The following is a 15,709-nucleotide window of genomic DNA, read 5'->3' as shown; positions in this document are numbered from 1 at the left end:
TGCGCGCCATGCGCACCCGGACCGCAGCTCCCCTCGCCTCGCTCGCCCTGGTCGTCCTGGCGCTCGCCGGGTGCACCGCCGCTCCGGACGACGAGGAGCCGACCACGCGACGGAGCGCGACCGTCCCGTCCGACCTCGCCGCCGGTGAGGTGGCGCCGACGGGGCCCGTGACCGACGTCGCGACCGGACTGGACGCGCCCTGGTCCGTCGTGCGCACCGACGACGGGACGGCGCTCGTGAGCCTGCGGGACTCGGGGGACGTCCTCGAACTGCGCCAGGACGGCAGCACGCGCACCGTCGGCTCCATCGACGGCATCCGGCACGGCGGTGAGGGCGGTCTGCTCGGTCTCGCACTCCACGAGGACGACCTGTACGTGTACTCGACGGGGGAGGACGGCAACCGGGTCGAGCGGTACCCGCGCACCGGCGGGGCCGGCTCGACCGGTCTGGGCACCCCGGAGACGGTCCTCGCCGGACTGCCCGCGAACAGCTTCCACAACGGCGGTCGGATCGCCTTCGGCCCGGACGGCATGCTCTACGTCACGGTCGGTGACGCCGGCGACCGGTCCGAGGCGCAGGACCCGAACTCGCTCGCCGGGAAGATCCTCCGGGTGACGCCGGACGGGTCCGTGCCGTCGGACAACCCGGACGCCGGCTCGCCGGTGTGGTCGTCCGGACACCGGAACGTGCAGGGCCTCGGCTGGTCGTCCGACGGGACGATGTTCGCGTCGGAGTTCGGGCAGGACGCGTGGGACGAGCTCAACGTCATCCGACCCGGGGCCGACTACGGCTGGCCGGAGATCGAGGGCACCGGCGGGACCGACCGCGGCTTCGTCGACCCGGTGCAGCGGTGGCGGACGGACGACGCCAGCCCGTCCGGGCTCGCGGTGGTCCGGGACACCGTGTTCATCGCGAACCTGCAGGGCCGGGTGCTCCGGTCGGTGCCGGTCGCCGACCCGACGACGTCCCGCGAGTGGTTCGCGGGCGACTTCGGCCGACTCCGCACCGTGCTCGCCGGGCCGGACGACACGCTCTGGTTCGTGACGAACAACACCGACGGGCGCGGGACCCCGGGCGACGACGACGACCGGATCCTCTCGGTGGCCCTGACGGACTGATCCCACCCGCGCGCGTAGTGTCCGGGCCATGCCTGCTCTCACCGACACGTTCACCATGGCGAACGGACTCCACATCCCGAAGATCGGCTTCGGCACCTGGCAGATCCCGCCGGGCTCCGAGGCGTACGACGCCACCCGCGTGGCGCTCGACGCCGGCTACCGCCACATCGACACCGCTGCCGCCTACGGCAACGAGGCCAGCGTCGGCGAGGCCGTGCGCGACAGCGGGGTGCCGCGCGACGAGGTGTTCATCACCACCAAGCTCCCGGCCGAGATCAAGACGGCGGCCGGAGCCCGTGACGCCTTCGCGGCGTCCGCCGCGGCGCTCGACCTCGGTGTCGTCGACCTGTACCTGATCCACGCGCCGTGGCCGTGGAGCGACATGGGCAGCGACCACCGCGCCGGCAATGTGGAGGTCTGGAAGGTCTTCGAGGAGCTCCTCGACGCCGGGAAGACCCGGTCCATCGGGGTCTCGAACTTCGTCGTCGCCGACCTCGAGCACCTCCTCGAGCACACCGACGTCGTGCCGCACGCCGACCAGATCCGCTGGTTCGTCGGCAACACCCAGGACGACACGACGGCCTTCTGCGCCGAGCACGACATCCTGGTCGAGGGGTACTCGCCGCTGGCCACCGGCGGACTGCTGTCGAACGGGGCGATCCAGGAGATCGCCGCGAAGTACGAGAAGACGGTCGCGCAGGTCGCGATCCGCTACCTGCTCGAGAAGGACGTGCTGCCGCTGCCGAAGTCGACCACCCCGTCGCGCATCGCCGAGAACGCCGACGTCGACTTCGTGCTGGCCGCCGAGGACGTCGCCGCCCTGGACGCGCTCGAGGACGCCTCGGCGTAACGGCTCCGGGGTCCGGGACGCCGGTGACCGTAGGCTCGCAGGTGTTCGAAGGAGAACCCATGACGACGATCACCGACCTCGTCCCGGACCCCACCGCGCTCGAGCGCATCGCGACCGGGAGCACATGGGCGGAGGGGCCCTGCTGGATCCCGGCGACCCGGACGCTCCGGTGGTCCGACATCCCCGGCGACCGGATCCTGCAGTGGCACGCGTCGACGGGTGCGACGACCACCTACGCCGACGGCGTCGAGTTCACGAACGGTCGTACCCTCGACCCCGACGGCAGCGTCGTGCAGTGCTCGCACGGTCTCCGCCGGGTCGAGCGCGACCGCGACGGTGTCGTCACGGTCATCGCGGACGGATGGGGCGGGGTCCGTCTGAACTCGCCGAACGACGTCGTCGTCACCCGGGACGGCACGGTCTGGTTCACCGACCCCGCCTACGGGATCACGCAGCCGCGCGAGGGGCACCCCGGCGAGCGGGAGTACGGCGACCACTGGGTGTTCCGGTGCGGTCCGGACGGCGCGGACCTGCGCCCGGTCGTCGTCGACGCCGAGGAGCCGAACGGTCTGGCGTTCGACCCCACCGAGCGCGTGCTGTACCTCGCGAGTTCGTCGTCCGAGCGGCCCGTCATCAGGGCCTACGACGTCGACGGGCACCGGGTGAAGAACGGCCGGGTGTTCGTCACGCTCGGCGCGGACGAGGGCGTGCCGGACGGCATCCGCGTCGACGTCGACGGCAACGTGTGGTCGTCGAGCCGGAACGGGATCGTCGTCGTCGCGCCCGACGGTCGTCGGATCGGCGAGGTACCCGTCCCCGAGGTCGTCGCGAACCTGTGCTTCGGTGGTGACGACGGCACGACGCTGTTCATCACCGCGACGACGTCGGTCTACCGCATCGCGACGCGGGCCAGGGACGCCGCTGCCGTATCCTGAGCCGGCCATGCAGTGCGACTACTTCGACCGCGGGGTGTGCCGATCGTGCACGCTCATGGGGCAGCCCTACGGGGATCAGGTCCTCGACAAGGAGCTCCGCACCCGCGAGCTCCTGCACGACGCGGTCGAGACCGCCGGCGGTCCGGGGACGGTCGAGTGGCTGCCGGCCGTGACGAGTCCGGAGTCGGGCTACCGCAACAAGGCGAAGATGGTCGTCGGCGGCTCCGCCGAACACCCCACGATCGGGATCCTCGACCACCGGCAGCGCGGGGTCGACATCCGGCACTGCGGGATCTGCACGCCCGGCATCCGGCGTGCGCTCCCGGTGCTGGCCGACTTCGTCACGTCCGCGGGGCTCATCCCCTACGACGTCGTCGCCCGCCGGGGTGAGCTGAAGTTCGTGCTCGTCACCGAGTCGCCCGACGGCGAGCTCATGGTCCGCTTCGTCCTGCGGTCCGAGGGGCAGCTCGCCCGCCTGCGGTCCCGGCTCGGCGACCTGCTCGCGGTGCTGCCGGAGGCCGTCGTCGTGACCGCCAACCTGCTGCCGGAGCACAAGGCCGTGACCGAGGGGGACCGCGAGGTCGTGCTCACCGAGCAGGAGACGCTGCCGATGCGGTTCGGCGACGTCACGATGCACCTCCGCCCGCAGAGCTTCTTCCAGACGAACGCCCACGTCGCGTCCGAGCTGTACACGCAGGCGTCGGCGTGGATCGACGAGGTGGCGCCGACGTCGATGTGGGACCTGTACTGCGGGGTCGGCGGCTTCGCCCTGCACGCCGCCCGCCCGGGACGCGCGGTGACGGGGATCGAGACGAGTCGTGAGGCGATCCGGTCGGCCCGGCAGTCGGCGCGGGAGGCCGGCCTCGTCGACGTCCGGTTCGCCGCCGACGACGCGACCGAGCACGCGCTCCGGTCCCGCGACGACCAGACGCCACAGCTGGTCGTCGTGAACCCGCCGCGACGCGGGATCGGAGCGGCCCTCGCCGCGTGGCTCGAGGAGTCCGACGTCGAGCACGTCGTGTACTCGAGCTGCAACCCGGTGACGCTCGCGCAGGACCTGGCGCGCATGCCCTCGATGCGACTGCGCCGGGCGCGGGTCCTCGACATGTTCCCGCAGACCGGGCACCTCGAAGCGGTCACCCTGCTCTCCCGAGCCTGACCGGTCACTGGACGTCAGCCCGATGCGGATGCCGGCCATCCCCTTCCGGGCCGGTCGTTGCCAGGCAATTCGGATGTTCGCGTACCCGGGTACAGCCGATCACCGGGACTGCACCGATCGGTCCGTACAGGAACGCGAACGGGGTACATAGCATGCACGGGTAGAACCGTTTGTCTCAGTTTGATAACGACACAGAGTTGCCTATGGTGGCCGACCGTGACGCCGGCGCGATCCGCTGCCCCCGGCGACACCTCAACAGACCGCGATCGGTCGGGGTGGGCAGCGGGATGCCGGCAACGGCGAGCGACCCCGGTGGAGCAACGACATGAAGAAGACCACTCGTACCCGCGCCCTCCTCGGCGGCATCGCCTTCGCCGGCATCGCCGCGGCGGGCGTCGGGCTCTCGGCCCCGGCCAACGCCGCCGACGGTTCCACGTGGGACGCCCTCGCGCAGTGCGAGTCCGGCGGCAACTGGGCCATCAACACCGGCAACGGCTACTCCGGCGGCCTGCAGTTCACGCAGGGCACCTGGGCCGCGAACGGCGGGACCGGCAGCCCGGCGTCCGCCAGCCGCGAGACGCAGATCGCCGTCGCCGAGCACGTCCTCGCCTCGCAGGGCTGGGGTGCCTGGCCCGCGTGCTCCGCGAAGCTCGGACTGAGCGGCAAGACCGGTGCTGCGCCGGCCGCGATCCCGCAGCAGAAGGCCGCGCCGGCCCCCGCCGCGCCGTCGCGCACGACGACCCCGTCGACCACCGCTCCGAAGGCAGCCGTCGCTCCGAAGGCGACCACCCCGGCCGTGTCGGCTGGTCCCACGAAGCCGGCCGCCGTGCCGACGAGCGGGCAGACCTACCAGGTCGCTTCGGGTGACACGCTCGACTCGATCGCCACGAAGCTGAACATCGACGGTGGGTGGATGAAGCTCTGGGCCGCCAACACCGGCGTCGACAACGCGAACCTGATCTACGCGGGACAGACGCTGCAGCTCCCGGCCTGATCGCGGTCGATCGACCAGCACCTCGAACGCCCCCGTCCTCCGCGTGAGGACGGGGGCGTTCCGCTCGTCCGGGGTCCGTGAGAAGCTCGTCGGGTGATGTGGAACGGGGCTGCCGACGCCCAGCGGTACGGGGCGACGCTGCTCGAGGGGGAGCGTGTCCGGTTCCGCGCCCTCGAGGGCGGTGACCTCCCCGACCTGGCCCGATGGTGGCGCGACCCCGCGTGGGCGGTCCTGCAGCAGCTCGTCGTCCGGCCGCGTCCCGCTGCGTCGGTCGAGGAGCTGTTCCGCGGCTGGAGCGCGAACGAGCAGGGCGGTGGCGTCGGGTTCAGCGTGCTCGACCGCGCTTCGGACGTGCTCGTCGGGCACGTCACGCTGTTCGGAGCGTCGCTGCCCGCCCGTGCGGCGAGCCTGGCCGTGATGGTCGGCAGCGAGCACGTCGGCCGCGGGTACGGGACCGACGCCGTCCGGCTGCTCACGGCGTACGGGTTCCGGGAGATGGGTCTCAACCGCATCGAGATCCGGGTGCACGCGTTCAACGACCGGGCGCGAGCCGTGTACCGCCGCGTGGGGTACCGGGAAGAGGGTGTGCGGCGTGACGCCGTCTTCCACGACGGTCGGTTCCACGACGAGGTCGTCATGGCTGCGCTCGCCCGGGAGTGGCCGAACGGCTCCTAGTGCGCGTTGCCCCGGAGCCAGCCGTCGAGGTCGTCGCTCCGGAGCGCAGCGCTCAGGGTCTGCACCGCCCCCGTGTTCACGACGACGTACGACTGACCGTCGGATGCCGTCCCGCCACCAGCGGTCGGCATCGTGAACGTGTGCAGGTCCGACGGCCGGAGGTCGCGGAGGCTCCAGCCGAGACCCGCGAGGGTCGGGAAGTCCAGGCCGGGGTCGACCGACAGGTACCTGCTCGTCGCGGCGACGAAGTCCTGGATGCGCCCGGGGTCCGTCAGGGTGTCCCTGCTGAGGGCGCCCTCGACGACGCCGCGCATGAACGCCTGCTGGTTCCGGACGCGGGTGTGGTCGGCATCGGCGAACGCGTGCCGTTCGCGCACGAAGGCGAGCGCCGCGTCGCCGTCGACCCGGTTCGGGCCCGCGACGAAGTGGTGTCCGCCGGCGGTGAACGCCTCTGGTGCCCGGACGGTCACCCCGCCGAGCGCGTCCGTCATGCCGGCGAACCCCGCGAAGTCGATCTCGGCGACGTGGTCGATCCTGATGTCGAGCAGCTGCTCGACGGTCTGCACCGTGAGGGGGACGCCGCCCCACGAGGACGCCGCGTTGATCTTGGCGCTGCCGTGTCCGGGGACGTCGACCCAGGAGTCGCGCATGATCGACATCAGGTACACCGCCCGTCGGTCGGCGGGGACGTGCGCGAGCATGAGCGTGTCCGACCGCCCGGACCGCCCCGCGGGGTGCCTGGTGTCCGAACCGATGAGCAGGACGTCCTCGGCGTCCGCCGACGGTGCCGGGCGATGGCCGCTCGGGAAGGCGTCGGCGATGGTGTCGGTGCTCCGGTCGTAGCTGCGGGCGAGGCCGCCGATGAAGACGCTCGCGACGACGGCGACCACCGTCGCGATGCCGACGAGGGAGCCGACCGTCGCGACGACGGCGACGAGGATGGGTCGGCGGCGGCGAGGGGCAGAGCGGCGTCCGGTCATGCCGGCCAGGATAGGACACCTGATGTACCAGATGCCAGCAGTTCAGTGGTGGAGGATGCGGAGGAGTGCCGCACGGAGCGACGGGTCCTCCGGCAGGACCTCGCGCTCGATGTGCCGCGCGGTGTCCCAGGCCTCGCGGCCGTGGTCGGTGACCGTGACGAGCCGGCGGCGTCCGTCCTCCGGATGGGGCTGCCGTACGACGAGCCCGTCGCGCTCCATCCGCTCGAGGGTGCGGGACATCGTCTGCGGCTGGACCCGCGCAGCGCGCGCCAGGGCGTCGGCGCCGATCGGGCCGCTCCTGATGAGGATGTCCAGGGCGATCACGGCCGCGTGCGGCAGGCCGATCGCGCGGAGGCGTTCGTCCCACGTGCGCTCCACGGTCCGAGCGGCGGCGGCGAGCAGCCGGCCGAGCGGCCACTCGGCGGGGGCGTTCTCCATGGTCGGAGTCTACGGTCCGGGTCCTCGGCCTCCGCGCGTGATGGTCGTCGGGAGCCGGACGACGGGGAAGTGATGCGGGACGATCCGCCGACATGTGACACGCTGGAGGCATGCCAGTTCCGTCGACGCAGCCCGCAGCCGAGCGCAAGCTCCTCCGTGACACCGTGCAGGACAAGATCCGCGACGCGATCATGGACGGCACGCTGGAGCCCGGGGAACGGCTCAACGACGACGACCTGATCGCCTGGCTCGGTGTCTCCCGCACCCCGATCCGCGAAGCGCTCGCCGAACTCGCCCGGTCCGGCCTCATCGAGATGGCCCCGAACCGGTACACCCGGGTGGCCGCTCCGACCAGGGACGAGCTCTTGGACGCCTACCAGACCCTCGGCGTCATCTACGGCGGCGTCGTCCGGCTCGCGGTGCCCCGCTTCACGGACGCCGAGCGCAAGAAGGTCGTGAAGACCCTCGGCGACGTGATCTCCCGCATCGGTAAGGACCAGCAGGCGGAGGTCGCGCACGACGGTGCCGACGTCTACGCGATGTGGGCCGACGCGTGCGGGAACCCCTCGCTCGAGCAGCTCTGCCGGTCGACCACCGACGGGCTGGCGTTCAAGCTCCGGGTCGCCGAGCTCGCCGAGGTGCTCCCGAAGGACGCCATCCTCCCCGAGCTCGAGAAGCTCCGCGAGGCCGTCGTCGCGAAGGACCCGATCGCCGCCGAGCTCGCCATGGAGGCCGTGCACCTGCTGCCGTCGCGCGGCTGAGCCGGAGCCGGCGCGACCACCGGTCCGGGCGCGGTGCCCACCGGGCGCGACCCGTGCCTCCCGACCGGCCTCTCCCGACCGATCTGCAGGGTGGGCTCACGTCGGGCGCACGCGGTCCGGGTATCGTGCCCCCGTGAGTTCGCTTCCCGAAGAGACGACCGACCGCCGCAGCCGCGGCGCCGTGCCGCCCCGGCACGGGCGCCAGAAGCGCGGACTGGGCGTGGTGTTCCCGGCTGTGGCCGGCGTGCTCACCATGGCCCTCCTGCTCAGCGGGGGGTACGCGGCGTACGCGTACAACCGCCTCGCCTCGAGCGTCACGAAGGTCGACGCGATCACCGGCTCCACCGAGCAGCAGCAGGACGACGTCGACGGCAAGGCGATGAACATCCTGCTGGTCGGCGACGACCACCGTCCGGACAACGCGACGCCGGAGCAGCTCGCCGAGCTCAGCACGGAGTCGGACGGCGGGGCGACGAACACCGACACGATGATCGTGTTGCACATCTCCGCGGACGGCAAGGACGCGACGATGATCTCGTTCCCGCGTGACTCCTACGTCCCGATCCCCGGTGTCGGCAAGGGCAAGCTCAACAGTGCCTTCTACTACGGCACGCTCAACGGCGGCGGTGCCGCCGGCGGGGCGCAGCTGCTCATCAAGACGATCCAGGACCTCAGCGGCCTGTCGATCGACCACTACGTCCGCGTCTCGCTGCTCGGGTTCTACGAGATCGTGAAACAGCTCGGACCGGTGTCGGTCTGCCTCAAGGAGCCCGCGCAGGACACGTACTCCGGGGTCGACCTGCCCGCCGGGAAGTCCGACCTCGACGCGAAGCAGGCGCTGTCCTTCGTCCGGCAGCGACACGGGCTGCCGAACGGCGACCTCGACCGGCAGGTGCGCCAGCAGTACTTCCTGTCCCAGGAGGCGCGGAAGATCCTGTCGGCGGGGACGCTGCTCAACCCGGTGAAGACGACGAACATCATCGACGCGATCGGCGGCTCCGTCGAGACCGACCAGGGGCTCGACCTGCTCTCGCTCGCGACCCAGCTGCGGAACCTCCGACCGGGGAACATCAAGTCGGCGACGATCCCGATCCTCGGGACCCCGACCATCTACGTCCGCGGCTCGGCCCTGTCGATCGTCGAGGTGGACACCGCCGGCATGCCCGCGTTCGTCCAGGGGCTGGTCGGGCAGCCGGAGGCGTACACGACGGCGACCGCCGCGGACCCTGCGAGCGTCGCCGTGACCGTCCTCAACGGCAGTGGAGTGACCGGCGCCGCCGGTGCTGCGGGGACGGTGCTGGCGGGACGGGCGTTCCAGGTCGGCGCGCCCGGGTCGTCCTCGACGACCGCCACGACGATGGTGCAGTACCCGGCGGGCATGGAGGCGCAGGCGAAGGCCGTCGTCGACGCCGTCCCCGGTGCGGTGGCGGTGCAGACCGCGTCCGTGCAGGGTGTGACGCTCGTCCTGGGGACCGACGGGAAGACGGCGGTCCCGGCCGCGCAGCCCGGCGACGCCGCCTCCGGTGGGACGGACACCGGGTCCGCCGATGCCGGTTCCGCGGACGGCGGCGCTCCGGCGTCGGACGAGCCGAGCCCGTCGTCCACGGCCGTGCACGCCTACGGGTCGGACGAAGCCTGCATCTACTAGGTTCGAAGGCATGGGCAACGCCGCGCGTCCGATCACGCTGATGACCTACAACATCAAGAACCCGAAACCACAGCACGACTGGCCCTCCCGGCTCCCCGTCCTCCTCGACATCGTGCGACGCCACGACCCGGACGTCCTCTGCGTGCAGGAGGCGTTCGACCACCAGATGGACGACCTGCGCCAAGGGCTCCCGGAACACGCGGACGTCGGCCAGGGGCGCGAGGGCGGCACGGCCGGCGAACACGCGGCCGTCTTCTTCCGACGCGACCGTCTCCGGCCGATGGACGAGGGCTCGTTCTGGCTGTCGGACACCCCCGACGAGCCGGTGTCGAACACGTGGGGGAGCCTGTTCCCCCGCATCGCCAACCACGTGCGCTTCCTCGACGCCGAGGGCGAGGCCTTCACCCTGTTGACGACGCACCTCGACCACGAGCCGAACGCCCACGGTGACGAGGTCCGCGGCAAGAGCGCGGCGCTCATCGTCGAGCGGCTCGCGGGTGTCGACGGCCCGGTCGTCTTCGCGGGGGACTGCAACGAGCCAGCCGGCACCGGTGCGGCGTCGCGGGTGTTCGCGGACGCCGGGTACGCCGATGCGTGGACCGTCGCGGGCGACCCGTCCGACCTGACGGCGACCTACAACGACTGGGAGCCGCCCGTGGCGTCGGGGGAGCGCATCGACTGGGTGCTCACCAAGGGCGTCGCCGGCGTGGACCGCGTGCTGATCGACCACGACGGTCCGGAGACCTGGTTCGCGAGCGACCACTTCCCGGTGGTCGCTCAGATCCGGATCTGACCGACGGGCGCCGGACGCCGACGCGATCGGGACGGAGGCTCGGTGCCGGCCCGGCAGGGCGGTTCCGGACCGCGTCCGCGCGGCTCAGCAGCCGTTCGTCGCGTTCACCGGCATCGGCGACCCGATCACGGTGACCGTGGTGCCGTCGGTGAGGGCGGAGACGCCGTTCGTCCCCGAGCCTGGCTCGTCCGACGGCCACCCCTCGGCGAGCAGGACCTGCCACGCCGGCGCGTCCCCTGACCCCAGCGAGTCGCGGTCGCTCGGCTTGCTGTCGGCGATGCGTGCGGCCACGTCGTCACCGACCTGGACGTCGTCGGGACCGCTCAGCTCGACGATGCCGCCGGTGCGCGACCGGACCTCGTCCCGCAGGATGCGGACCTCGAGCGAGTTGCCGAGGTCCGACGGCTGGGCGAGGGCGGCGACCCGGATCGCGCCACCCCAGGTGTAGGTCGTGCCGGCCGGGAAGCAGCGCCCGCCCTCGCCCTCCGCCGTCGTCGTGCGCGAGGGGGTGCCGAACAGGCGGTCGAGCAGCTCGACGGTCGCGGCGCCGTACCGCATCGAGGCGACCGCCACGGTGCGCTCACCGCGGCGCAGCGTGATCGACTCCGAGTCGAGCTCGACGCCGTCCACGCGGCGGAGCTTGGCGTTCGTGATCTCGGGTGACGGCCCGGACGGGACGATCTCGGCCGCGTTCGCCCGGCCGTCGCCGGCGCGGTCGGTCACCAGGTCGGCGGTCGTCGTGCCGACCACGAGGGCGAGCACGGCGGTCCCGACGGTGAGCAGGGTCCGAGGAGTCACCGTTCGACGGTAGGGCCCGCGGCGTCGATGCACGACGGGTGTTACCGAATCGGAGCCGGGCCGAAACACGACCGTGACCTTCTCGACGTCGTCACAGCACTCCCGTCATGGACTGGACAGGTCCTGTACATGTACGATCGGATCCGTGCCCGTCTCATCGAAGCGACGCCTCGTCGCCGACGCCCTCCGCGACGCGATCGCGACGGGCCGCTACGTCCCCGGCGACCGGCTCCCCGGGGAGCACGACCTCGCCGAGCGCTACGCCGTCAGTCGTGGCACGGTGCGTGCCGCACTCGCCGACCTCGCCGACGACGAGTACATCGCGACCCGCGGCGGCATCGGCTCCGTCGTCACGTTCGACGGCGCGGCGCTCGACCCGCGCGCCGGGTGGGCGCGGTCGATCGCCGCGAGCGGCACCGACGTCCGGGCGACGACCCTCCGGATCGAGCGGGTGACGGACCCGGAGCTGGGGACCCTGGTCGACGCGGACCCCGCCCTCGTCGCGGTGGACCGGGTCCGCTCCGTCGTCGACGGCCCGCACGTCTCGTACGAACGCGCTCTCGTGCCCCGCATCGGCCGGCTCGACCGCGCCGTGCAGGACGGCCTCGTGGACGGGTCGCTCAGCGCGACGATCACCGCTGCTGGTCTGGTGCCGGCCCGGGCGGAGCAGTGGGTCGACGTCCGCCCGCTCGACGACGCCGAAGCCGCGGTGCTCGGCCGAGCAGCCGGGACGCCGTTCCTGCGCAGCCGCCGCGTCTCGCACACCGCCGACGGGCGCTTCGTCGAGGCCGTCGACAGTCTGCTCGACCCCGAACGCTTCCGGATCCACATGCGCTTCGGGCGCACGACAGAGCAGGGAACCCTCCGATGACGACCACGACGACCACCGCCGACCACGCCCTCGCCGCCCTGCACGGACTCGCGATCGGCGACGCCCTGGGCATGCCGACGCAGTCGATGTCCCTCCCCGAGATCCGCGAGGACCACGGGCGCATCACGGGCTTCGTCGACGCCGGACCCCGGCAGCGCATCGCCCACGGCATGTCGGCGGGGAGCGTCACCGACGACACCGAGCAGGCCGTGCTCGTCGCCCGGCTGCTCGTCGAGGGCGGCGGCCGCCTCGACCCGACCCGCTTCGCCGAGGCGCTCATCGCGTGGGAACGGCAGATGGCGGCGAAGGGCTCGCTCGACCTGCTCGGCCCGAGCACGAAGACCGCGGTGCAGCGGATCCTCGACGGCGTCCCCGCGGCCGAGGCCGGCTCGACCGGGACGACGAACGGCGCCGCGATGCGGATCACCCCGGTCGGCATCGCGACCGACGCCGCGGACCTCGACGCGCTCGTCGACGCGGTGCAGGACGCCTCGCGCGTGACCCACGACACCGGGATCGGCATCGGCGGTGCCGCGGCGATCGCGGCGGCCGTCAGCGCGGGCATCGACGGGGCGTCCAGGACCGAGGCGCTCGACGTCGCCGTCGCCGCCGCTCGGATCGGCGAGCAGCGCGGGCACTGGATCGCCGGCGCCTCCGTCGCGGCCAAGACCGCCTGGGCGCGCGACTGGCTGCCCACGGTCCCCGGAGCCGAGCGGGTCGCCGCGATCGACGGGGTGATCGGCACGAGCGTCGCCAGCCAGGAGTCCGTCGTCGCCGCACTCGCGCTCGTGGCACTCGACCTGGACCCGTGGGAGACGCTCTGCACGGCCGCGAGCATCGGCGGCGACACGGACACGATCGCCGCGATGGCGGGTGCCGTGCTCGGCGCCGTGCACGGTGCTGCGGCGTGGTCACCGGACGCGGTGGCGCAGGTCGAGCGCGTCAACGACATCCGGTTCGCGGAGGTCGTGACGCACCTGCTCGCACTCCGCACCCGCGAACGCTGACGCCGACCCGGACCACACCACGACCCGGACCACCCCACGACCCGGACCACACCACGACCCGGACCACCCCGGGACCCCCTGACCGACGAACACCCTTCCGACGACGTAAGAGGCACCATGGCAGACACCCCGACCTCGGGAACCCTCACCACCATCGAGCAGCGCGGCATCGAGCCCGTGCCCCGCGCCGAGCGCACCGGGAACGCCGGCGCCCTCTTCTGGGTCTGGTTCGCCGCGAACATCTCCATCCTCGGGCTGCCCCTCGGCGCGACCCTGGTGGCGTTCCAGCACCTGAACGTCTGGCAGGCGCTGGCGGTCGCGGTGATCGGCGCCGCGGGGTCCTTCGCGCTGGTCGGCGTCATCTCGATCGCCGGTCGCCGTGGTGGCGCTCCCGGTCTGACCCTCAGCCGTGCCGTCTTCGGCGTGCGCGGGAACGTCGGTCCGACGTTCGTGTCGCTGCTGTCGCGCCTCGGCTGGGAGACCGTGAACACCACGACCGCGGCGTTCGTCCTGCTGTCCCTCTTCACGATCCTGTTCGGGACGGACGGCAACGCCAAGCACACGCCGGTCCTGACGATCGTCGCGATCCTGGTGTTCGTCGTCGCGACCGTGCTCATCTCGGGCCTCGGCCACGCCTTCATCGTCGCCGTGCAGAAGTGGGCGACCTGGGTGTTCGGCGCGCTCAACGTGTTCGTCGCGGTGTTCCTGGTCGTCCGCGTCGACTGGGACGTCGTCGGGAGCGCCCCGGCCGGCCCGTTCGCCGCGATGGCGATCGGCATCGGCACGATCGCCGCCGGCACCGGCATCGGCTGGGCCACCGCCGGTGCCGACATCGCCCGCTACTCGAAGACCAGCGTCCGGGCGGCGAAGCTCGTCGGCGCGAGCGCAGCGGGCGCCGGCATCCCGCTCGTCGTCCTGGTCGGCCTCGGCGCGCTCGTGTCCGCCGGCGACCCGACGCTCGCGCAGGCCGGCGACCCGGTCGCGGCGATCCGCGACCTGCTCCCGGGCTGGATGGCCGTGCCGTACCTCATCGCGGCGTTCGGCGGGCTGCTGCTGTCGAACCACCTCTCCGTCTACTCGGCGAGCCTCACGACGCTGACCCTCGGCGTGCAGGTGCCCCGGGTCTGGGCGGTCACGGTGGACGTCGTGGTGACGTTCCTCGGCGCCGTGTACTTCATGCTCGTCGCCGACGGCTTCTACGCGCCCTTCATCACGTTCATCTCGGTGCTCGCGGTCCCGATCACCGCCTGGCTCGGGGTCTTCATCGCCGACATCGTGCGCCGCACCTGGTACGACCCCGAGGCGCTCCTCGACCTCCGCCCCGGCGGTCGGTACTGGTACTCCGGCGGTGTCGCCTGGCGCGCCGTGATCGCCTGGGCCGTCGCCATCGTGGTGGGCTTCCTGTTCACGAGCGTGCAGGTCGGGGACGCCGACCCGGTGTTCGTCGGCGCCTTCTCCGGCACGTGGATCGGCGCCAACGGGCTCGGCTGGATCGTCACGTTCGTCGTCGCCGCGGCGGTGTACGTCCTCACCGGCGGTCCGCGGGGCGTCCTGCACGCCCCGGTCGACGAGTCGGCGCCGCTCCCCGCGACGGAGCTCGCCTGATGCCGCGGCTCGTCTCGGTCGGCAACGTCGTCGTCGACGTCGTGATGCGCATCGGCGCCCTCCCGGAGCCGGGCGGCGACGTCATCGCGTCGTCGTCCGACATCACCGCCGGGGGCGGGCTGAACACGATGGTGGCGGCCCGGCGGGACGGCCTCGACGTCGTGTTCGCCGGCCAGTACGGCACCGGGCCGTTCGGTGACGTCGTCCGTCGTGCCCTGGCCGACGCGGACGTCGAGGTCCTGCAGCCCGGGGTCGACGACCAGGACAGCGGGTACTGCGTCGCCCTGGTCGACGCGTCCACCGAGCGCACCTTCGTCACGAGCGTCGGCGCCGAGGGGCGGCTCGGCACCCGGGAGCTCGAGCGGATCCACCTCCGCGACGACGACACGCTGTTCGTCTCCGGCTACGGACTCGCACACCCGGTGAACGGCCCGGCGATCGCGTCGTGGATCGCGACCGTGCCGCCGTCGGTGCGGGTCGTGCTCGACCCGTCGCCGCTGGTCGCGACGCTGGACCCGGCGGTCCTCGGCCCCGTCACGGCGCGCGCGGACGTCCTGTCCACGAACGCCCGGGAGGCGCGGCTCATGTCGCCGGGACCGACCGACCTCCGCAGCGTGGTCACCGCCATGGCCGCGGCAGCCCCAGGGACGGTCCTCGTCCGCGACGGCGGGGCCGGGTGCTGGGTGGCCGACCGGTCGCTGCCGGACGGGCCCGTCCTGGTGCCGGGCTTCCCGGTCGCCGCCGTCGACACCAACGGTGCGGGGGACGCGCACGGCGGGGTGCTCGTCGCGGCGCTCACCCGCGGGGAGCCGCTCCTCGACGCGGTGCGGCGCGCGAACGCCGCCGCGGCGATCGCGGTCTCGCGACCCGGACCGGCGACCGCGCCGACCCGTGCCGAGACGGATGCGTTGCTGGCCGCGCACCCGGCGTAGGCCGAGCGGCGGGGCGACGCCGAGCCTCCAGACCGGGACGCGCCCGCACGCGCACGTCGCGCCCCGCCGGACCGGGGCGCACCGTGCGCATGCGGGTGCGGCGCGCGAGCCGGCCGCCCTGCGCGTCGGGGGACAGCAGCCTCCA

16 protein-coding genes are annotated in these 15,709 nt (G+C 72.7%); 13 read left to right on the top strand and 3 right to left on the bottom strand.

Going from position 1 to position 15,709, the window contains the following annotated elements; all coding sequences use genetic code 11:
• The first annotated feature begins 8 nt into the window (after positions 1 to 8).
• From FS641_RS13730 to FS641_RS13705, 6 genes are all read left to right on the top strand, one after another.
• The gene (locus FS641_RS13730) at positions 9 to 1,118 is read left to right on the top strand and encodes a sorbosone dehydrogenase family protein (protein ID WP_144764759.1); all 1,110 of its coding nucleotides are present in this window, start codon (positions 9 to 11) and stop codon (positions 1,116 to 1,118) included.
• 28 nt (positions 1,119 to 1,146) lie between these two features.
• Positions 1,147 to 1,968, top strand: coding sequence for an aldo/keto reductase (locus tag FS641_RS13725; protein ID WP_144764758.1), 822 nt, complete (start codon positions 1,147 to 1,149; stop codon positions 1,966 to 1,968).
• 59 nt (positions 1,969 to 2,027) lie between these two features.
• Positions 2,028 to 2,903: an SMP-30/gluconolactonase/LRE family protein gene (locus FS641_RS13720; RefSeq protein ID WP_186317767.1), complete on the top strand. Its 876-nt coding sequence runs from the start codon at positions 2,028 to 2,030 to the stop codon at positions 2,901 to 2,903.
• A gap of 7 nt (positions 2,904 to 2,910) precedes the next feature.
• The gene (rlmC, locus tag FS641_RS13715; RefSeq protein WP_144764756.1) at positions 2,911 to 4,062 is read left to right on the top strand and encodes a 23S rRNA (uracil(747)-C(5))-methyltransferase RlmC; all 1,152 of its coding nucleotides are present in this window, start codon (positions 2,911 to 2,913) and stop codon (positions 4,060 to 4,062) included.
• Positions 4,063 to 4,387: 325 nt separating this feature from the next.
• Positions 4,388 to 5,056: a transglycosylase family protein gene (locus tag FS641_RS13710; protein ID WP_144764754.1), complete on the top strand. Its 669-nt coding sequence runs from the start codon at positions 4,388 to 4,390 to the stop codon at positions 5,054 to 5,056.
• Between the two features lie 96 nt (positions 5,057 to 5,152).
• Complete coding sequence (locus FS641_RS13705) at positions 5,153 to 5,731, top strand: GNAT family N-acetyltransferase (protein WP_260855855.1); 579 nt, start codon at positions 5,153 to 5,155, stop codon at positions 5,729 to 5,731.
• Here the strand turns inward: FS641_RS13705 and FS641_RS13700 are convergent.
• The gene (locus FS641_RS13700; RefSeq protein ID WP_144764750.1) at positions 5,728 to 6,711 is read right to left on the bottom strand and encodes an LCP family protein; all 984 of its coding nucleotides are present in this window, start codon (positions 6,709 to 6,711) and stop codon (positions 5,728 to 5,730) included. The genes FS641_RS13705 and FS641_RS13700 overlap by 4 nt on opposite strands.
• 42 nt (positions 6,712 to 6,753) lie before the next feature.
• Positions 6,754 to 7,149 carry a MarR family winged helix-turn-helix transcriptional regulator gene (locus FS641_RS13695; protein WP_144764747.1) on the bottom strand — a complete coding sequence of 132 codons (396 nt, stop codon included), beginning with the start codon at positions 7,147 to 7,149 and terminating at the stop codon, positions 6,754 to 6,756.
• 110 nt (positions 7,150 to 7,259) lie between these two features.
• Between FS641_RS13695 and FS641_RS13690 the strand changes: the two genes are divergently transcribed.
• The 3 genes from FS641_RS13690 (at position 7,260) to FS641_RS13680 (ending at position 10,351) form a co-directional block, all read left to right on the top strand.
• Entirely contained in the window at positions 7,260 to 7,910 is a 651-nt protein-coding gene (locus tag FS641_RS13690) for a GntR family transcriptional regulator (RefSeq protein WP_144764746.1), read from the top strand.
• A gap of 133 nt (positions 7,911 to 8,043) precedes the next feature.
• Positions 8,044 to 9,558 (top strand): LCP family protein, encoded by a 1,515-nt coding sequence (locus FS641_RS13685; RefSeq protein ID WP_144764744.1) that lies wholly within the window; start codon positions 8,044 to 8,046, stop codon positions 9,556 to 9,558.
• 10 nt (positions 9,559 to 9,568) lie between these two features.
• Positions 9,569 to 10,351, top strand: coding sequence for an endonuclease/exonuclease/phosphatase family protein (locus FS641_RS13680; RefSeq protein ID WP_186317766.1), 783 nt, complete (start codon positions 9,569 to 9,571; stop codon positions 10,349 to 10,351).
• An 84-nt stretch (positions 10,352 to 10,435) separates the two neighbouring features.
• On the opposite strand, the gene FS641_RS13675 is transcribed toward FS641_RS13680, so the two are convergent.
• Positions 10,436 to 11,149, bottom strand: coding sequence for a hypothetical protein (locus tag FS641_RS13675; RefSeq protein WP_144764740.1), 714 nt, complete (start codon positions 11,147 to 11,149; stop codon positions 10,436 to 10,438).
• 145 nt (positions 11,150 to 11,294) lie between these two features.
• Between FS641_RS13675 and FS641_RS13670 the strand changes: the two genes are divergently transcribed.
• The 4 genes from FS641_RS13670 (at position 11,295) to FS641_RS13655 (ending at position 15,564) form a co-directional block, all read left to right on the top strand.
• Positions 11,295 to 12,020, top strand: a complete 726-nt coding sequence (locus FS641_RS13670; protein ID WP_186317765.1) for a GntR family transcriptional regulator — start codon at positions 11,295 to 11,297, stop codon at positions 12,018 to 12,020.
• Entirely contained in the window at positions 12,017 to 13,027 is a 1,011-nt protein-coding gene (locus tag FS641_RS13665) for an ADP-ribosylglycohydrolase family protein (protein ID WP_144764736.1), read from the top strand. Before FS641_RS13670 ends, FS641_RS13665 begins: the two co-directional genes overlap by 4 nt.
• Before the next feature lie 117 nt (positions 13,028 to 13,144).
• Positions 13,145 to 14,632, top strand: a complete 1,488-nt coding sequence (locus FS641_RS13660; RefSeq protein WP_144764734.1) for a cytosine permease — start codon at positions 13,145 to 13,147, stop codon at positions 14,630 to 14,632.
• On the top strand, positions 14,632 to 15,564 hold the full coding sequence (locus tag FS641_RS13655) for a PfkB family carbohydrate kinase (RefSeq protein WP_144764732.1): 933 nt from the start codon (positions 14,632 to 14,634) through the stop codon (positions 15,562 to 15,564). The genes FS641_RS13660 and FS641_RS13655 overlap by 1 nt, the downstream gene beginning before the upstream one ends.
• Positions 15,565 to 15,709: the final 145 nt, after the last annotated feature.

It is taken from the genome of Curtobacterium sp. 9128 (assembly GCF_007673775.1).
Classification (GTDB): domain Bacteria; phylum Actinomycetota; class Actinomycetes; order Actinomycetales; family Microbacteriaceae; genus Curtobacterium.
The sequence above is the reverse complement of the archived record's forward strand: the minus strand, read 5'-3'. Positions and strand labels throughout refer to the sequence as shown.